Annotated in this window: 16 protein-coding genes; 10 read left to right on the forward strand and 6 right to left on the reverse strand. The window is 76.4% G+C overall.

The window, feature by feature from the left end:
- Window positions 1–350 precede the first annotated feature (350 nt).
- Window positions 351–995: a class I SAM-dependent methyltransferase gene (locus ACIPSC_RS26515; protein ID WP_400828561.1), complete on the reverse strand. Its 645-nt coding sequence runs from the start codon at window positions 993–995 to the stop codon at window positions 351–353.
- A gap of 259 nt (window positions 996–1,254) precedes the next feature.
- On the opposite strand from ACIPSC_RS26515, the gene ACIPSC_RS26520 reads away from it, so the two are divergent.
- From ACIPSC_RS26520 to ACIPSC_RS26540, 5 genes are all read left to right on the forward strand, one after another.
- Window positions 1,255–2,025 (forward strand): sigma 54 modulation/S30EA ribosomal C-terminal domain-containing protein, encoded by a 771-nt coding sequence (locus ACIPSC_RS26520; RefSeq protein WP_400828562.1) that lies wholly within the window; start codon window positions 1,255–1,257, stop codon window positions 2,023–2,025.
- A 224-nt stretch (window positions 2,026–2,249) separates the two neighbouring features.
- Window positions 2,250–2,654 (forward strand): pyridoxamine 5'-phosphate oxidase family protein, encoded by a 405-nt coding sequence (locus ACIPSC_RS26525; protein WP_400828563.1) that lies wholly within the window; start codon window positions 2,250–2,252, stop codon window positions 2,652–2,654.
- A 496-nt stretch (window positions 2,655–3,150) separates the two neighbouring features.
- Window positions 3,151–4,911, forward strand: coding sequence for a cytochrome c oxidase subunit I (gene ctaD / locus ACIPSC_RS26530; RefSeq protein ID WP_400828665.1), 1,761 nt, complete (start codon window positions 3,151–3,153; stop codon window positions 4,909–4,911).
- 248 nt (window positions 4,912–5,159) lie between these two features.
- The gene (locus ACIPSC_RS26535; protein WP_400828564.1) at window positions 5,160–5,693 is read left to right on the forward strand and encodes a hypothetical protein; all 534 of its coding nucleotides are present in this window, start codon (window positions 5,160–5,162) and stop codon (window positions 5,691–5,693) included.
- Between the two features lie 251 nt (window positions 5,694–5,944).
- A complete protein-coding gene (locus ACIPSC_RS26540) occupies window positions 5,945–6,664 on the forward strand; it encodes a response regulator (RefSeq protein ID WP_400828565.1) in 720 nt (239 codons plus the stop codon).
- Between the two features lie 101 nt (window positions 6,665–6,765).
- On the opposite strand, the gene ACIPSC_RS26545 is transcribed toward ACIPSC_RS26540, so the two are convergent.
- Entirely contained in the window at window positions 6,766–8,004 is a 1,239-nt protein-coding gene (locus tag ACIPSC_RS26545; RefSeq protein WP_400828566.1) for a hypothetical protein, read from the reverse strand.
- A gap of 299 nt (window positions 8,005–8,303) precedes the next feature.
- On the opposite strand from ACIPSC_RS26545, the gene ACIPSC_RS26550 reads away from it, so the two are divergent.
- Window positions 8,304–8,861: a pyridoxamine 5'-phosphate oxidase family protein gene (locus ACIPSC_RS26550; RefSeq protein WP_400828567.1), complete on the forward strand. Its 558-nt coding sequence runs from the start codon at window positions 8,304–8,306 to the stop codon at window positions 8,859–8,861.
- A 78-nt stretch (window positions 8,862–8,939) separates the two neighbouring features.
- Here the strand turns inward: ACIPSC_RS26550 and ACIPSC_RS26555 are convergent, their stop codons facing one another.
- A complete protein-coding gene (locus ACIPSC_RS26555; RefSeq protein WP_400828568.1) occupies window positions 8,940–10,637 on the reverse strand; it encodes a GAF domain-containing protein in 1,698 nt (565 codons plus the stop codon).
- Between the two features lie 561 nt (window positions 10,638–11,198).
- Between ACIPSC_RS26555 and ACIPSC_RS26560 the strand changes: the two genes are divergently transcribed.
- Together ACIPSC_RS26560 and ACIPSC_RS26565 are read left to right on the forward strand one after the other, a co-directional pair.
- The gene (locus ACIPSC_RS26560; protein WP_400828569.1) at window positions 11,199–12,068 is read left to right on the forward strand and encodes a universal stress protein; all 870 of its coding nucleotides are present in this window, start codon (window positions 11,199–11,201) and stop codon (window positions 12,066–12,068) included.
- A 375-nt stretch (window positions 12,069–12,443) separates the two neighbouring features.
- Entirely contained in the window at window positions 12,444–13,451 is a 1,008-nt protein-coding gene (locus ACIPSC_RS26565) for an Acg family FMN-binding oxidoreductase (RefSeq protein ID WP_400828570.1), read from the forward strand.
- Window positions 13,452–13,518: 67 nt separating this feature from the next.
- Here the strand turns inward: ACIPSC_RS26565 and ACIPSC_RS26570 are convergent, their stop codons facing one another.
- Together ACIPSC_RS26570 and ACIPSC_RS26575 are read right to left on the reverse strand one after the other, a co-directional pair.
- On the reverse strand, window positions 13,519–14,007 hold the full coding sequence (locus tag ACIPSC_RS26570) for a copper chaperone PCu(A)C (protein WP_400828571.1): 489 nt from the start codon (window positions 14,005–14,007) through the stop codon (window positions 13,519–13,521).
- Between the two features lie 38 nt (window positions 14,008–14,045).
- A complete protein-coding gene (locus tag ACIPSC_RS26575) occupies window positions 14,046–16,295 on the reverse strand; it encodes a heavy metal translocating P-type ATPase (protein ID WP_400828666.1) in 2,250 nt (749 codons plus the stop codon).
- A gap of 419 nt (window positions 16,296–16,714) precedes the next feature.
- On the opposite strand from ACIPSC_RS26575, the gene ACIPSC_RS26580 reads away from it, so the two are divergent.
- Window positions 16,715–17,059, forward strand: a complete 345-nt coding sequence (locus tag ACIPSC_RS26580; RefSeq protein ID WP_400828572.1) for a hypothetical protein — start codon at window positions 16,715–16,717, stop codon at window positions 17,057–17,059.
- A gap of 257 nt (window positions 17,060–17,316) precedes the next feature.
- Here the strand turns inward: ACIPSC_RS26580 and ACIPSC_RS26585 are convergent, their stop codons facing one another.
- Complete coding sequence (locus ACIPSC_RS26585) at window positions 17,317–17,643, reverse strand: hypothetical protein (RefSeq protein WP_400828573.1); 327 nt, start codon at window positions 17,641–17,643, stop codon at window positions 17,317–17,319.
- Between ACIPSC_RS26585 and ACIPSC_RS26590 the strand changes: the two genes are divergently transcribed.
- Window positions 17,633–17,932, forward strand: a complete 300-nt coding sequence (locus tag ACIPSC_RS26590) for a hypothetical protein (protein WP_400828574.1) — start codon at window positions 17,633–17,635, stop codon at window positions 17,930–17,932. The genes ACIPSC_RS26585 and ACIPSC_RS26590 overlap by 11 nt on opposite strands.
- The last annotated feature ends 31 nt before the right edge of the window (window positions 17,933–17,963 follow it).

Consider the following 17,963-nt stretch of genomic DNA (forward strand, 5'->3'; position numbering starts at 1 on the left):
AGGGTGCGGGGTCGCGGTGGCCGCGGTGGGTACCTGCGCGACCGGGCCCTGATCCGGTGCGCGGCCCCCGTCGGGGCGCGCGCTGCGCACGGCGCTCACCTCTGCCACCACCGCACCTCCGATGCCGGGAGAGGGCGGCGCTGCCGTCGAAGACGCTGCCCTCGGTGCTGAATCCTTGTCCCGCCGTGGCCGCCGGGGCATGGGGGACTCGCCCCCATCTTTGTGCCGTCCGGCCCGCATGATCCGCTCCCCTTGCTCCCGCCACCTCCGGCGCCGCCCTCGTCGAGCCCTCCGTCCCCTCCGCGGCGGCGTCCCCGAAGCCGCCCGCAGGCGGGCGCGCGGCCGGCCGGTCAGCGCCGGGCGACCAGGAGCTGGGTGGCGACGGCCGGACGCCCGTTCATCGTCCGCACCGGCAGGGTGCGTTCGGCGACCGGGTCGAAGGCGCCGAGCAACTCGTCCAGCCACTCCCGGGTGTGGTGGCGGCAGACCGCGCCGTCGCCGGTCTCGAAGACGCCGTGGCGGCCGTACTGCTCGGCGAACCGCGCGTAGCGCTCGCGGTTGCGCTCGTCCGGCTGCAGGCCGTAGTCGCTGACGTAGAGCAGGCCGCCGGGCCGCAGCACCCGGTGCAGCTCTGCGACCAGGTCGCGCTGGGCCGCGTCGCCCGGCACGCAGGTGAGGACGGCGAACAGCAGCACCGCGTCGAGCGCGGCGTCGGCGTGCGCGAGCCGGGGCGGATCGGTCAGCACGGTGAACCGCGCGGCGGGCTGCTCGGCCCGGGCCCGGGCGATCAGGGCGGGTGCCACGTCGACGCCCTCGACGTCCGTGAAGCCCAGCGCGGCCAGCTCGCCGGCGAGGCGGCCGTAGCCGCAGCCGTAGTCGAGCAGCGCCGCGCTGCGGTCGAGCCCGGCCAGCCACGCGGGGTCGAGCGGGTGGCCGAAGGTCTTCGCCGTGCCGGCGGAGTTCCAGTACTCGGCCTGGTTGTCGAGAGTGGGCATGTCCCGATCATTCCACGGAGTGGCGGACGGTGGTGGTGGGACGGCGGACGGGTCGACGGGCGCGTCGATCGACGGGCTTGCCGGCGGGCCGGCGGGCGGGCCGCGGTGGGGCGGTGGTGGGGTCGAGGGACAGGTGGGGGTGGGGCCGTTCGGCCCTGTCGGTGGTCGCGCAGGGGAGGGAGGGTGGGCGCCGAACAGGTGTGCGGCGCAGGCCCGGGGCAGGCCCGGCGGCGCACGGAGGGACAGGAGAGGGTCCGAAGTGGGCGGGTTGGTCACGGTGCAGATGGACGAGCAGCTGGCGCGGGGTACGGCGGTCGATGCGCGGGCCCGGGTCGCGGCCGTCGCGAGCGGGGCGGACGCCCTGGTCGAGGCGGTCCGGGTGCGGGTCGGCCGGATCGGCGCGGGGACCGTGCTGGCGCAGGTGAACGCCGAGGTGAACGGCCGGCGGATCCGCGTCCAGGAGACCGCCGCGGACCTCGGCGAGGCGCTGGACCGGCTGGCCGACGGGCTGCGCGGCCGGATCGCCGCGGTGGCCGCCGGCTGGTCGCCCCGCCCGTGGCCACGGCGGGTGCGCGGCCGGGGCCTCACCGCCCCCGCCCCCGCTCCGGAGGCGCCCCGAGCGCTCGCGGAAGTCCCTTGTGGCAACGAGTCGTTGAGCATCGTCCGGCGCAAGCGGGTGGGCCTGGTCCGGTGCTCGCCGGACGCCGCCGCCCGGACCATGGATGCGATGGACTTCGACATCCACCTGTTCACCGACCCGGTCACCGGGACCGACGCCGTCGTCTACCGGGTGGGCCCCACCGGGTACCGGCTGGCGCGGACGGCGGCCGCCGGGCCGCCGCTCCGGCCGGCCGTCCCGTTCACCCTGAGTCCCTGCGGTGCACCGGAGTTGACCGAGGAGCAGGCGGTCGCGCGGCTCTCCGCCGCCGAGCTGCCCTTCCTGTTCTTCGCCCACCCGGCGACCCGGCGCGGCCGGGTGCTCTACCGCCGGTTCGACGGGCGGCTCGGGCTGATCGCGGCCGCCTCGTGAGCGAGGATGCCGTGCGCAGGCGGCCCAGGGCGCGGCGCCGTCCGGCGGGGGCGGCGGGGGCGGCAGCGCCGGTGGGGTCTGTCGGGGCGGCCGTGCCGTCCGCGGCGGCCGCTTCGCCGGCGCCGGCGTTCGGCGGCGGTCCGGTGCTCGGTGCCGCGCCGCCGGCCGGTGGTCCCCCGCCGGGCGGTCTCCCGACGGGCGGGGACGTCCCGCCGCGTCATCTCGTGCCGCTCGAACGGGCCGAGGCGCTGCGGCTGTTGGCCGGCGTCCCGTTCGGGCGGATCGTCTTCACCTCGCGGGCGCTGCCGGCCGTCCGCCCGGTCAACCACCTGTTGCTGGACGACACCGTGGTGATCCGCACCCATGACGGCGCCGCGCTCACCGCGGCGGCGGTCGGCGCGGAGGAGGGCGTCGTGGTCGCCTACGAGGCCGACGCCATCGATCCGGTGACCAGGCTGGGGTGGAGCGTGGTCGTCACCGGCTACGCCCGGCCGGTCACCGATCCGGACCAACTGGCCCGCTATCGGGAGGTGTTGAGCCCCTGGGTGGCGGCGTCCATGGACCACACCGTGGCCATCCGGCCGGACCTCGTCACCGGCTTCCGGCTCGCCGCGGAGGCCGACGGGTAGCGCCGTCCGCCGCAGGTCGCCGGGCCGTGGCAACTCCTGTCCATCGCAAGGTCGTTGGACGGGTCCTGGAGCGCGCCGGTACGGGCCGTCGGAGTTCGCCCCGACTCCACGCCCCGTACCGGCGCTTCGGCGTGCCCGGAGCGGTCCGGAGGGGGCCGCCCGGTGGGCCGTCCCGCGGCGCTTGCGGCGCGCCTGCGGGGTGGCTTCCCGGCCGGGCCGGTCGGCAGAGGTCCCGGTCACCGGGCCCGAAGCGAGGCCCACCGACCCCCGGCCGCTGGGTCCAAGGGCCCTGGGGCACAAGGGCGTCGAGTTCTGATCATGGATCGCCATCCATCCGCAGTAGTTCCGAAGGAGTGCGTCCTTGAGCGCCATCGAGGCACAGGGCGACAGCGCGCCGCCGCCGTCCGCCGTCCGGTCGGGGGAGGTCCGGGTCCGAAGGCCCGGCTCGGCCCTGGTCAGGCTGCTGACGACCACCGACCACAAGACGATCGGCTCCATGTACCTGGTGTCGGCGTTCGGGTTCTTCCTGATCGGCGGCATCCTCGCGCTGGTCATGCGCGCCGAGCTCGCCCGGCCGGGGACGCAGATCCTCTCCAACGAGCAGTTCAACCAGGCCTTCACCATGCACGGTTCGGTGATGCTGTTGCTCTTCGCCATGCCGCTGTTCACCGGCTTCGCCAACTGGATCATGCCGCTCCAGATCGGCGCCCCCGACGTGGCCTTCCCGCGGCTGAACATGCTGGCCTACTGGCTGTTCATGTTCGGCTCGCTGATCGCCGCCGGCGGATTCGCCACCCCGCAGGGCGCGGCCGACTTCGGCTGGTTCCTCTACGCCCCGCTGTCCGACGCCGTCCACTCGCCCGGCGTCGGAGCCGACATGTGGATCATGGGCGTCACGCTCTCCGGCTTCGGCAGCATCCTCGGTGCGGTCAACTTCATCACCACCATCATCTGCATGCGCGCCCCGGGCCTGACCATGTTCCGGATGTCCATCTTCTGCTGGAACGTGCTGCTCACCTCGGTCCTGGTGCTGATGGTCTTCCCGGTCCTGGCCGCCGCGCTGCTGGCGCTGGAGTGCGACCGCAAGTTCGGCTCGCACGTCTTCGACCCCGCCAACGGCGGTGCGATGCTCTGGCAGCACCTCTTCTGGTTCTTCGGCCATCCCGAGGTCTACATCCTCGCCCTGCCGTTCTTCGGGATCATCTCCGAGGTGATCCCGGTCTTCTCCCGCAAGCCGATGTTCGGCTACGCGGGCCTGATCGCGGCCACCGTCGCCATCGCCGGCCTCTCGGTGACGGTCTGGGCGCACCACATGTACGTCACCGGCCAAGTGCTGCTGCCCTTCTTCTCGTTCATGACCTTCCTGATCGCCGTGCCCACCGGGGTGAAGTTCTTCAACTGGGTCGGCACCATGTGGAAGGGCTCACTGAGCTTCGAGACCCCGATGCTCTGGACCGTCGGCTTCCTGGTGACCTTCCTCTTCGGCGGGCTCACCGGCGTGCTGCTCGCGGCCCCGCCGATCGACTTCCACGTCTCCGACTCGTACTTCGTCGTCGCGCACTTCCACTACACGCTGTTCGGCACCGTGGTCTACGCGATGTTCGCCGGCTTCCACTTCTGGTGGCCGAAGATGACCGGCAAGATGCTCGACGAGCGCCTCGGCCGGATCACCTTCTGGACGCTCACCATCGGCTTCCACGCCACCTTCCTGGTGCAGCACTGGCTCGGCGCGGAGGGCATGCCCCGCCGCTACGCCGACTACCTCGCCTCCGACGGCTTCACCACGCTCAACACGGTCTCCACGATCGGCTCGTTCCTGCTCGGTCTGTCGATCCTGCCGTTCCTCTACAACGTCTGGAAGACCGCCAAGTACGGCGAGAAGGTCACGGTCGACGACCCGTGGGGCTACGGCCGTTCGCTGGAGTGGGCGACCTCCTGCCCGCCGCCCCGGCACAACTTCGCGACGCTGCCGCGGATCCGCTCCGAGTCCCCGGCGTTCGACCTGCACCACCCGGAGATCGCCGCCCTCGACCACCTGCAGAACACCGGCGAGCCGGCCAAGCACCTCGCCGGGGTCGTCCCGGCCGCGTACGGCACTCCCGTGCGGCGCGGCCGCGCCCGCTCGGCCGAGGCCGCGCCCGGCCGGTCCGAGCGGTCCGGGAAGGCGGCACTGGCGGAGTCGCCGGAGGCGGCGAACCCGCCGAGGCCGGCGGACGCCCCGGCGACCGGAGCACTGACCCGGCGACCGGAGCACTGACCCGGCCACCGGAGCACTGACCCGGTCGCCGAGGCACCGACCCGGCCACCGGAGCACTGACCCGGTCGCCGGGGCACCGACCCCGGAGGCCACCCGAGACGCCGTCCCCGCCCGCCCCTCCCCGACACCCCGGCCGGGCGGGGACGGCCGCACCGACCACCACCCCGGGCACCGACTACGGCGCGCCCACATACGTACCCGCACCCGCACACCACCGCTCGAACCCCATCGGCTGAGGAGCGCACGGCATGTCCCACACCGTTCTGGCCATCGGCACGGCCGCCATCACCGCCTCCGGCTGCGTCTGGTACCTGCCCGCCATCGCCGACCTCCAGGCGGGCGACGACCGCCCCCGGTCGGTCCGGACCGCGGCGGCCGCCTGCGTCGTCTGGTGGGCCGCGCTCGCGCTGGCCGGCGGACTGCTGCTGGCCGTGCCCGCCTGGCAGCCCGCGGCGCAGGTCGCCCTCGCCGGCCTGGTAGCCGGCGTTCTGCTGCGGATCCGGGCGCTCGCGCAGAGCCGGGCCGAGCGGCGCGAGGACCGGCTGCGCTGGGCGATGCTCGAAGCCGGGCCCGTTCCGCGCGGACCGCGCCCGGCGGCCGTCGCCCTGGTGGGCTGGCTGCTCGTCGGCCTGGCGGTCGCCTCGCTGGGCGCGCTCTCCATCCTGCTGGCCGGCGGCGGCGCACTCGCCCCGCGCCTGGCCGCCGCAGCGGGCAGCGCAGTGGCGGTGTCGGGGGCGTTCCTCCTCGTCGGCCTGGGCAACGCCCGCCGCCACCGCCCCTGACCGCCCGCCGCCACCGCCCCTGACCGGACGTCCGCGGGCCGGCGCGGGGCGTCCGGCCCGGCCGGTCCGCCGGAGCGTACGGCCGCCGCCCCGGCGCCGCCTCCCGCCCCGGCCGGGGGCGGCCGCCCCCGCCGCGCTGACAGAGTCGCGCCAAAATGGGGCCGTTGGGCCCTGGGGCACCGGCCGCCGACCAGGCATGATGCGATGGACCCGCGGCAGCCTGCCGGGGCACGAGAAGGTGGAGCCGCGAGATGGCGAGCATGACGGGGGGCGTCGAGACGCCGGCGCCGGTGAGGGTGTTCCTGCTGGACGACCACGAAGTGGTGCGCCGCGGCGTCCACGACCTGCTGGACGGCGAGCCGGACCTGGAGGTGGTCGGCGAGGCCGCCACCGCCGAGCAGGCCCTCGTCCGGGTCCCCGCGCTGCGCCCCGACGTCGCCGTGCTGGACGTCCGTCTCGGCGACGGCGACGGTGTGGCGGTCTGCCGCGAACTCCGCTCGCGCATGCCCGACCTGGCCTGCCTGATGCTCACCTCGTTCGACGACGAGGAGGCGCTGCTGGACGCCGTGATGGCGGGCGCCGCCGGGTACGTCCTCAAGCAGATCAGCGGCACCGACCTGGTGGCCGCCGTGCGCACCGTCGCCTCCGGCCGCTCCATGCTGGATTCGGGCGCCGCGACCCGCCTGCTGAACCGCCTGCGCAGCGACGCCGAGCCGGCCCGGCCGGCCGCGACCGGGCCGGAGCTCACGGCGCGCGAGCAGGAGGTGCTGGAGCTGATCGGCGAGGGTCTGACCAACCGCCAGATCGGCGAGCGCCTCTACCTCGCCGAGAAGACGGTGAAGAACCACGTCTCCCGGCTGCTCGCCAAGCTCGGCGTCGAGCGCCGTGTCCAGGCCGCACTGATCGCCACCGAGCGGCGCCAGTCGGCCGCCCCCGCACACCCCGGCCACCACGCCCGACCGCGCGGCTGAACCCGCGCGGTCGGGCGTGGTGGCGGCGTACCGCGCGGGCGGGCCGGCGCACTTCGCCCCGTGGGCGGGCCGGCGCGCGTTCGCCCGTGGTGCGGTCGGCGTCAGCCCCGGGGGCCGGACGGGCGGTCGTCGCCGTTCAGGAGCACCCCGCGGTGGTGCCACGCGAGCTGCAGCAGCGCGGCGCCCGCCGGCTGCATCGGCTCGCGGTCGGCGAAGCGCTCCACCTGCTCGGCCGTGAACGGGATGCCCGCGGCGTGCCCGGTGCCGTCGTCCAGCCGGACGCGGTGCCCCTCGTCGTTGGTGGTGACCATCCGGGCGAAGACCTCGTCGAACAACTCGGCGTCGAACACGGCGACGGTGAGCAGGTCGGTCACGAAGGTGAGCGGATCCACGCCCAGGCCGAGCCAGTACATCCGCAGGGTGCCGGCCGCCCGTGCCGAGGCCAGGGTCCGCTGGAACGGCCAGGCGTCGTAGTCGATCGGGGCGGTGTCGCTCCCGTAGTCCTCGCTGCTGCCGAGCAGTTCCTCGCTGAGCTCGCGGACGACGGCCCGCCAGAGGTCGAAGTCGTTGGCCTCGTTCCACGGCGCGTCGTGGGAGGGCTGGAACATGCCCACCGGCATCACCTGGAACAGCCCGCCGCCGCTGGCGACCTTGGCCGGGTCGCGCCAGTGCAGGACGAACTCGGCGGCGCCGGTCCGCCGGTCGTGGCGGACGGCCAGCGTGCTGACGGCGGCCGGGACCGGCCGCCGGGTGAGGTCGGTGGGGTCACCGACGGCCGCCCTGAAGGCTGTGGCGCCCGCCTCCGGCCCCGGCCCGCCGGGCGCGGACAGGGCCGCGGCCGCGTACTCGTGGGCCGCCGCCTCACAGATGTCGATGACGTCGAAGTAGCGCCCGAGGCCGAACGTCAGGGTCGGGACAGCGGCGTCCTCCGCCACCTCCAGGAGCCGGTAGCAGCTCCGGTTCTCGAAGAGCCGCGGCCGGGCCAGGTCGCCCACGGCGTCGGCGTAGGTCGCGTACGGGGTGCCGTCGGCCCGCCGGGGGAGGACGGCGCCCAGTTCGGGGCGCCGGCCGTCGACCGGGGCCGCCGGGGCCTGCTCCTGCCGGCGCAGCCGGACCCGGTCCAGCGGTACCGGCGCCGCGGGAATCCAGTGCCGGCGCGCCAGCAGCCTGCCGCCGGGGGCGAACTCGTGCGGGGCGTACCCGGCCGCGGCCGACCTGGTCAGCTCGAACCGGTTGCGGTTCAGGTGGTCGCGCACCTGCCGCCACCGTGCCCGGCCCGCCTCCGGCGCGGCGGGCTGCTCCGGTGCGACGGGTCGCTCCGGCGGGGGAGTGGTGGACACGGCGCTCCTCGGGATCGTGGCGGACTGCCACCGAACAGCGTACGAGCCGGGCAGCGGCGGTGCGTCGGGCACCGGGGCCGGGCTGCGTCGGGCACCCGGGCCGGGCTGTGCCGGACACCCGGGCAGCGGCCGGCCCTGCGGTCGACACCCGGGCCGGGCGCGCTGCCGGTCGATTCGTACTCCGCCGGTCCGCTTGTGGCGGGGCCTCCCGCCGGATCCGTCCCCGGCCGCCGGACGGGACCCTCGGCAGGACCATCGGCCCTCGTCGTCCCGGGGCCCGCCGGGCGACCATCGCTGGCATGGATGCCGATCGTGAAGCGCAGTCCCCGCAGCCGGAGCCGCCCGGTCGATCCCGGCCGGGCGGCGCCCGCAGCCGCGACCTCGCCGCAGGCCTGGTCGTGGACGTCGTCATGGACCGCTCCGCGGACGTCGGTCCGGGCCCCGAGCTGGACGAGGCACGGGCGCTGGAGCTGTTGGCCGCTTCGCCGGTCGGGCGGGTCGTCTACACCCTCGGCGCCCTTCCGGCGGTGCTGCCGGTGCCGTTCCGGGTCGACGAACACGGCGGAGTGCTGTTCGCGGTCGACGCCGGGTCGGAGCTGGTCCGGGCGGTGGACGGCGCGGTGACCGCCTTCGAGGCCGACGACGTGGACGACGGCGACGGCACCGGCTGGTTCGTCACCGTCCTGGGCCGCGCCGAGGTGCGGCCGGCGGAGGGTTTCGAGGCCGCCGACGGCGCCGCCCCGGCCGTCGCTCGATCCGGCCCGGCGTGCGCCGACCGACCCGCGGACCGGCGCGAGGTGCTGATCCGGATCGGCCCCGAGCTGGTCGTCGGCCGACGGCTGGCGGCCGGGCCCTGACCGGGGCCGGGGGCTGCCGGTCCGTCGGCCCCCGGCCCCGGCCCCGTGCCGCGACCTGCCGTCGACCGGCCGGCGCGCTCAGACCCCCAGCGGGGCCTCCCAGACCAGCCTCGTGCCGCCGCCCTCGGCCGGCTGCAGCTCGAAGCTGCCCCCGACCCGCTCGGCCCGCTCGCCGAGGTTGCGCAGCCCGCTGCGCCGCCCGCCGTCGGGCACCCCGACCCCGTCGTCCGTGACCGTCAGCGTCACCCGCCCGCCCAGCGCCCGCAGCACGACCTCCACCCGGCTCGCCCGGGCGTGCCGGGCCGCGTTGCTGAGCGCCTCGCCGAGGACGGCCATGACGTGCTCGGCCAGCTCCTGCGGTACGTCAGTGTCGAGCAGTCCCTCCATGCTGAGCCGGGGCGGGAAGCCCAGCGTCGCCTGGGCCTCGCCGACCGTGCGGGTGGCGCGGGCGCGCAGGCCGCGGTCGGGCTCGCTGTGGGCGCGCAGACCGAAGATCGTCGACCGGATGATCTTGATCGTCTCGTCCAGGTCGGCGACCGCCCGGCTGACCCGGTCGGAGGCGCTGCGGCTCTCGATCAGCCGGCCCGCGCTCTGCAGCGTCATCCCGGTGGCGAAGAGCCGCTGGATGGCCAGGTCGTGCAAGTCCCGGGCGATCCGGTCGCGGTCCTCCAGCAGCGTCAACTGCTCGGCGTCGCGCCGCCGTTCGGCCAACTCCAGGGCGAGCGCGGCCTGGTCGGCGAAGCCCAGCAGCGGGCCCGTCTCCTCGGCAGTGAACGGCTCCCGCCCGCTCGCCCGGGCCAGCAGCAGGACACCGCGCCCGAACCCCGTCCCGGTGCCCAGCGGCACCGCCACCGCCGGCCCGAGGCCGGCGAAACGGTTCGGCGGACCGGCCGGGAACCGGGCGTCGCCGGCCAGCTCGTCGCTGGTCACCGGTGAACCCGAGGCGTACGCGGCCCCGGAGAGTGTGCCGTCCACCGGCACCGTCACCCCGATCCGGCCGCTCGGGTCGGCGCCCAGCGCCACCTCCACGATGAGCTCCGCCGCCCGCTCCTCCGGCCCGGCCAGCGCCACCGAGACGTCCGCCAGCTCGGCGCCCGCGATCTCCCGCGCACGGCGGGCGATCAGCTCCACCACCTCCAGGCGGGGCGCGCCCGAGAGCAGGCTGCGGGTGATCTCGGCACTGGCCTGCAGCCAGCGCTGGCGCCGCTGCGCCTCCTCGTAGAGCCGGGCGTTGTCGATGGCCACCCCGGCCGCGACCGCGAGGGTGGCGATCACCGCCTCGTCGTCGGCGTCGAAGTCCAGACCGCCGCGCTTGTCGGTGAGGTAAAGGTTGCCGAACACCTCGCCGCGCACCCGCACCGGCACCCCGAGGAAGGTGTGCATCGGCGGGTGGTTCGGCGGGAAGCCGACGGAGGCCGGGTGGTCGGACAGCACCGGGCAGCGCAGCGGCTGCGGGTGGCGGATCAGCTCGCCGAGGATGCCGCGCCCGGCCGGCAGCGGCCCGATCGCCTCGATCTCCGCCTCGGTCAGACCGACCGTCAGGAACTGCGACAGGGTGTGCCCGTCCGGCCCGATCACGCCGAGCGCGCCGTAGCGGGCGTCGACCAGGTCGGCGGCGGCCTCGACGATCCGGTGCAGGGCCTGCGAGAGGTCCAGCTCGCGGCCGACCGCCAGCACCGCCTCCAGCAGGCTGTGCACCCGGTCGCGGGTGCCACGGGCCGCGTCGATCCGCCACTGGAGCTCCTCCAGCAGCTCGTCCAGACGCAGCTGTGGCATTCGCGCCGGGGCGCCGCCCCGCGCGACCGTCGCGCCGGCGGGGAGCACGGGCGCGGCGGCAGGCGTACCGGAGTCCCGGTGCCCTCCCGGCACACCGCCTGCGCCCGCCCCCTGGTGGGCCGCCACCGGGGCGCCGGCCCCGGCGCCCGCCGGGCAGGCCGACGTGTCGCCCGCATGGTCGCCCGCAGGGCATCCGGGCCGGCCGTTCGCCGAACCGCCGGTGCCCGCCCGCGTACCGTCCGCGCCGCCCACCGGCGTCCTCCTCGTGGGTCTGTCCGTCTCGTCACTCTGTCCGCTGGATCCGCACGCACGCGAACCCACCCCCGGTCGCCCGACCAGGAGGATTGTCGGATTCACGGTAGTGCCCGCGCGGGCCCGTCCGAAACGCCGGGGTCGGGGAGAACTGTGCCGGCGGGTCCGGCGGGTGGGACCAAAGGCCCGGCGGTGCGGGCCGAGCGGCTCTGGGCGGGGGCGCGCGCGGCGACGAGGGTGGGGGTGTCGGACGGCGCGTCAGGGGCGTGCCGCCAGCCCAGCACCGGCCCGCAGCGGAAGGAACCACCCATGACCCCACCTGTTCTGGTCGGAGTCGACGGCTCGCCCGAGAGCACCGCCGCCGCCCACTGGGCTGCCGAGGAGGCGCTGCGCCGGGGCGCCCCGCTGCGCCTGGTCCACGTCTGGCCCTGGCTGACCGACGGCCGGTCCGCCTTCGCCGACGCCGACTCGCTGCCCGCCGGTGCCCAGCGGATGCTCGCCGAGATCGCCGACACCCTCCGGACCGGCCACCCCGGCGTGGACGTGCACACCGACGTGGTGCTCGACGCCGCGGTGGACGGCCTGGTGGCCGCGGCCGAGGACGCCGGCCTGCTGGTCCTCGGGTCGCGGGGCCTCGGCGGCTTCACCGGCCTGCTGCTCGGCTCGGTGAGCCGGGCGACCGTCGCGCGCAGCGCGGCCCCGGCGGTCGTGGTCCGGCCGGCCGAGGCACAGGCCGGGGTGGCGATGGGGGCCGTCCCGGAGGTCCTGGTCGCGGTCGACGTCCAGGCGCCGAACGAGGCCGTGCTCGCCTTCGCCTTCGAGGAGGCGGAGCTGCGCGGTGCCCGGGTCCGCGCCGTCCACGGCTGGGACCTGCCGCCGGCGTTCGCGACCGTGGGCTTCGTACCTGCGCCGCCCGAGATGGCGGAGCTGCAGGGTCTTGAGGCCAAGGCGCTCACGGAGGCCCTGGCGGACTGGCGCGAGCGGTACCCCGGGACGGAGGTGGTCGAGGAGGTCCGGCTCGGCCCGGCCCGCGCGGTGGTCGAGGCCTCGGCGACGGCCGAGCTGGTGGTGATCGGACGGCGACGGCGCTCGCACGACTTCGGCCCGCGCCTGGGCCGGGTGGCGCACGCGGTGCTCCACCATGCGCAGGCACCGGTGGCGGTCGTCCCGCACGACTGACAACTGTCGACGGCGACTGACGAGGACGGGCGGCGGGCGGCTCGGGGCGGCCGGTGGTCGACTGGTGGTGGAGGAGGTGGGGTGGGCGGCCGGTCCGGTGGGCGCCGGAACCCGGGCCGTTCGACCCTGCCGTCCGGCCGCCGCCGGGGGCACCCTCGGGAGTACCGGAGCTGCGGCCGCCGGCCCGCGGCACCGCCCCCGTCCGGCGCCCGCGGAACACACCGCGCACCCGGTCGAACGGCCTCCTTCGGCGTCACCCGGCCGAACGGGTCGGACCGGCCGGACCGACCCGTTCGGCGGAGAGGCCGGACGCAAGGCCGGCGGAGAAGCCGGGCGCAAGGCCAGAGGAAGGCCAGAGGCAAGGAGAGGATCACCATGACCGAGCCCACCCTCACCCCGGCCGACCTGCGGCTGCTCGCCGCCGCCGGCGGCGCGGCACCGTCCCTGCACAACAGCCAGCCCTGGCGGTTCCGCCCGACCGAGGACGGGCACGGCATCGAGGTGCTCGCCGACCCCGCCCGTGCCGTGCCGCTCGCCGATCCCGCCGGCGCCGCACTGCACATCGCGGCGGGCGCGGCCCTGTTCAACCTGCGGGTGGCCGCCCTCCGGCTCGGCCGTGAGCCGGTCGCCCGACTGCTCCCGGACCCGGACGTCCCCGGGCTGCTCGCCCGGCTCGACCTCTCGGCCGCCGTCCGCGACGCCGAACCCTTCGGCCGGGACCTCCACCCGGCGATCACCCAACGTCACTCCAGCCGCCAGCCGTTCACCAACCGCGACGTGCCGGAGGCGGTGCTCGGCGAGCTCGTCGTCGCCGCCGACGCCGAGGGCTCCGTGCTCACCGCACTGGAGGAGGGCGGCGTCCGGCGGGTGCTCGCGCTCACCGCCGAGGCGGAGGAGCGGACCTCCCAGGACCCGGACCGGCAGGCCGAGGCCCGCGCCTGGCTCCGCTCCGACGAGGCAGTGGGCGAGGCCGTCGACGGCATCCCGTTCGCGGCCCTCGGCTCGCGGGACCGCGACGCCCGCATCCCGATGCGCGAGTTCGCCGGCCGCCCGCCGTACCGGGACGCGCCCGCGCGGCCGGCCGAGCGGTTCGAGGCCCTGCCCCAGCTCTGTACGCTCGCCACCCGCACCGACCGGCCCGTCGACTGGCTGCGCACGGGGCAGGCGCTGGAGCGCGTCTGGCTGCTGGCGACCGTTCACGGCGTGCGCCTGACGGTCTGGCACCAGCCCATGGAGTGGCCCGACACCCGCTGGGGGCTGCGTGATCCGGCCGACGGCCCGGGCCACGTCCAGCTGGTGCTCCGGATCGGTTACGGCCCGCCGGGCAGCGCGACGCCGCGCCGCCCGGTCGAGGAGACGCTCGACGCGCCCGCCGTGCACTGACCGGCGCGCACTGACCGGCGTGCACTGACCGGCGCGCGTCGGCCGGGGAGGGCGGCGCGCCACCGGGTCAGCCGGCGCGCCGGCCGCCGGGTGGGACCACCTCGGCCCGCACGGTGAGGTCCGGACTGTGCCGGAAGCGGAGCGTGAACTCCACCCACTGGCCGGCCCGCAACGGCGGCGGCCCGGCGATCATCAGATCGGCGTCCTCGGGTGACATCGCCAGCTCGCCGCGCGCCGGCACCGGCAGCCCCGCGACCGGCTCCCACCGGCCCGACGCGCCCTGGTGCAGGTGCTGCTTCAGGGTGACGCGGCCGCCGAGCTCCCAATCGGCACCGACGAGTTCGTCGGGTACGTCGCCGGGGTTGCGGACCGTGAAGAACGCCGTCGCCGCCGATGTCGCCGTCGACCCGCCGGAGGTGGGCAGCAGCACCCAGCCGGGCCCGGCCTCCACCGGGCGCTGCCGCCCGGCCCCGCCGACGGCCGTCCAGCCGGAGAGCAGGGCCAGGGCCACCACGGCCGCCGCCACCGGCGGCCCGACCGCCTCCACCCGCTCCACTGCCCGTCCGGCCCGTCCCGCCCGCCCGGCCCGTGCCCTCACCGGACACCCCCGGCGCTCCGGCCACCACGGCCACCCCGTCCGCCCTGCCGTCCGCCGCCGCCCGAACCGCCGCGCGCCGGCTGCCAGGTCCGCAGCCGCAGGCTGTTCCCCACCACCAGCAGCGAGCTGAGCGACATCGCCACCGCCGCCAGCATCGGGTTGAGCACCCCGACCGCCGCCAGCGGGATCAGCACCGCGTTGTACCCGAACGCCCACAGCAGGTTCGCCCGGATCGTGGCCAGCGTGCGCCGGGCCAGCCGGACGGCGTCCACCACCGCCTCGATGTCGCCGCGCACCAGCGTCAGCCCGGCCGCCCCGATGGCGGCGTCGCTCCCCGAGGCCAGCGCCACCCCGAGATCCGCCGCCGCCAGAGCGACCGCGTCGTTGACGCCGTCGCCGACCACGGCCGTCGTCCGCCCGGCCGCCTTCAGCTCGGCGACCACCTCCGCCTTGCGCTCGGGCGTCGCCGAGCTGTGCACCCGGGTGATGCCCAGCTCACGGGCGACGGCCTGCGCCGCGCCGGGGCCGTCCCCGGTCAACAGGACCGCCTCCAGGCCCATCCCGCGCAGCCGGTGGAGCGCCCGCCAGCTGCCGGCCCGCAGCGTGTCGCCGACCGCCAGGACGGCGGCCGGACGGCCGTCCAGCTCCGCGACCACCGGCGTCCGCCCGGCCTCCCCGGCCCGGGCCACCGCGTCGGCCAGCCCGGCCGGCAGCGGGCCCGCGGCGTCGTCGGGCCGCACCACCCGGACGAGCCGGCCCTCGACCGTGCCGCTGACCCCGACTCCGGCGGTGGCCGTGAAGCCGGCCACCGCCGGAAGGGGCTCGGAGCCGCACCGGTCCCGGGCCGCCCCCACGACGGCCCTCCCGACGGGGTGCTCCGAACGGTGCTCGACGGCTCCCACCAGCCGCAGCACCTGGTCCTCGTCCATGCCCGGGGCGGTGGTCAGCTCGGCGAGCTCCATCCGCCCGGTGGTCAGCGTGCCGGTCTTGTCCAGCACCACGGTGTCGATCCGGCGCAGGCTCTCCAGCACCTCCGGGCCGCGCACCAGCACGCCCAGCTCCGCGCCGCGGCCGGTCGCGGCCAGCAGGGCGGTCGGCGTGGCCAGGCCCAGCGCGCACGGGCACGCCACCACCAGGACGGCGACCGCCGCCGTCACCGCCGCCTGCGGCTCGGCACCCGCGCCGAGCCAGAAGCCGAGCACGCACACCGCGACCGCCAGCACGCAGGGCACGAACACCCCGGCCACGGCGTCCGCCAGCCGCTGTGCCCGGGCCTTGCCGGCCTGGGCGTCCGCGACCAGCGCGCCGATCCGGGCGAGCTGGGTGTCGGCGCCGACCGCCGTCGCCCGGACCACCAGGGCGCCGCCGACGTTCACCGTCGCCCCGGCGACCCGGTCCCCGGGGCCGACCTCCACCGGCACGCTCTCCCCGGTGAGCAGACTGAGGTCCAGCGCCGAGCCGCCCTCCACCACCACGCCGTCGGTGGCCACCCGCTCGCCCGGCCGGACCACGAACTCCTGCCCCGGCAGCAGCCGGTCGATCGGCAGCAACCGCTCCCGCCCGGACCCGGCCTCGCGGACGCACACCTGCTTCGCGCCCAGCTCCGCCAGCGCCCGCAGCGCCGAACCGCTGCGCCGCCGCACCCGGCCCTCCAGCAGCCGCCCGGCCAGGACGAACAGCGGCACCCCGACGGCCGCCTCCAGGTAGACGTGGGCCGCGCCGCCGCCGTCCGCGGTCAGCGAGAACGGCATCCGCATGCCGACCTCCCCGGCGCCGCCGAACACCAGCGCGTACGCGGACCAGCCGAAGGACGCCACCACGCCGAGGCTGACCAGCGTGTCCATGGTCGCCGCGGCGTGTTTGAGGCCCTGCCAGGCCCGCCGGTGGAAGCCGGCCGAGCCCCAGCTCACCACCGGCACCGCCAGCCCGAAGCAGACCCACTGCCAGGCCGGGAACTGCAGCGACGGCACCATCGACAGCAGCAGGACCGGCACCGCCAGCAGCGTCGTGACCAGCAGTCGCCGGCGCTCGCCGGGTTCCTCCGGCAGGTCCGCCGCGGGCGGCGCACCGGCGGCCGGCTCGGCCGTGTACCCGGCCCGTTCGACCGCCGCGACCAGTTCGTCGACACCCACCCCGGGCGGGTGCAGGACGCGTGCCCGTCCGGTGGCCAGGTTGACGCCCGCCGTGACGCCGTCGATCCGGGCCAGCCGCTTCTCCACCCGGCTCACGCAGGCCGCGCAGGTCATCCCGCCGACGGCCAGGTCGGTGCTGACCAGCGCGTCGGCCTCCCGGTCCGTGACCGGACTCACCGGCCCGCCCCCATGTCGTGCCCGCTCATCCCGGGCGCGCCCCCGCGACCGCTGCCGGGCGTCAGTCCCGGCGCCACAGGCCCGGCCGCCCGCCCCACGGCGAAGGCCACCCCGAACACCACCACCAACAGCAGGGCGAACCCCGCCAACACACTGAACGGCCGGCCACCCGGCGACATCGCACTCACCCCCCAGCAGTCGGGCGAGCCCACCGGTCGGTTCCCGTACGTCCGACATGACGCCGATCACACCGTCCGGGGCGGGCCGTGCGCGCGGCCTGTCACTCGCTCACGTCGTCGTACTCGCGTCGCCGGTGCCATCATGTGGTCGGATTCGGACGCTGAGGGGGCGGCAGGATGGCAGGGACTGGGATCAGGGGCGCGGGCAGCCGGACGGCGGACACCGTCGGGGCCTGGGTGTTCGGCACCATGACGGCGGCTGTCGACGGGCTCGCGCTGTCAGCCCTGCTGCGGGGGCACGCGTCGGCGGCCCTGGAGCAGCGCCGGACCAGCGTGAACCTGACGCTGGCTCTGCTGGTCCTCGTCCTGTTCGGCTCGCTGCTGGGAGCGGGCCTGGCCGGGAACCGTTCGACGCCCCAACGCCGTTGGCGCTTCGCCATGACCGGCGCCCTCGCCGCCCACCTGCTCATCCCGATGATCCTGGTCATCGCGATGATGATCCACCCCCCGACATTCGTCTGATGACCGCCCCCGCACCACCCACCCACACGGCCCCCACCAGCCGCAGCACGCCCACCGACACCCCGCAGCGCCTCGCGTGGCCGACCACCTCCGCCGTACCCCGCCGCGCCACGCGGTCGGGGGATGCGGGGGGTGGGGGCCCACTCGAACGGGGGAGCAGGGTTCGCGGTGGGGGGTGGTTGTTGCGAAGCATGGGGCGTGCGGGCCGTCGGGCCCGAGGCAGTGGAGTCGGGAGAGGGAACCTCGGTGCGCGAAGTTCAGGGACGGCCGCGTCGGTGCGGCGCGCGGGTACGAGTGGTGGCGTTCGCGGCGGCGGTGGGCGCGGTGGGAGTGCTGGCGGCGTGCAGCAGCTCGTCGACCAACCCGTCGATCGCGACAGCGCCGGCCACGACACTGACCGCGGCCCCCGAGCCGTCGCAGTTCTCCGGGGAGCCGCCGTCCCCGCTGGCCTCGGCCGCGGCGTCGGCGCTGGCGTCGGCCTCGGCCGCCTCCGCGTCCGCCGCTGCTGCGGCGGCCTCGTTCGAGGCGTCGGTGTCGGCGCAGGGTGAGGAGGCGCGGGCCCGGGCGTCGCAGGTGCTGGCCACGCTGGACACCGGCGGGAACGCACTGGGGGACATCACGATCACCGGGGTGCCGCGGGCCCGGACCGGGGGCCTGCACGCGGTCGTCGTGACCATCACGAACAGCGGCCTCGACACCGCCTCGTACGCGGTGCAGGTCGACTTCACCGACACGAGCGGCAAGACGGTGGACAGCGCGGTGGTCGGGGCCGAGCACCTGCCGGCCGGTGACCAGGCCCAGCCGGTCGCCTTCAGCAGGGCCCCCGCCGACCAGACGCTGCTCCCGGTGGTGGTCAAGGCCGTGCGGTTCTGACCCCGGCGGCCGGCCGGAGTCAGAACCGCAC

Source organism: Kitasatospora sp. NPDC090091, assembly GCF_044747365.1.
Classification (GTDB): Bacteria; Actinomycetota; Actinomycetes; order Streptomycetales; family Streptomycetaceae; genus Kitasatospora.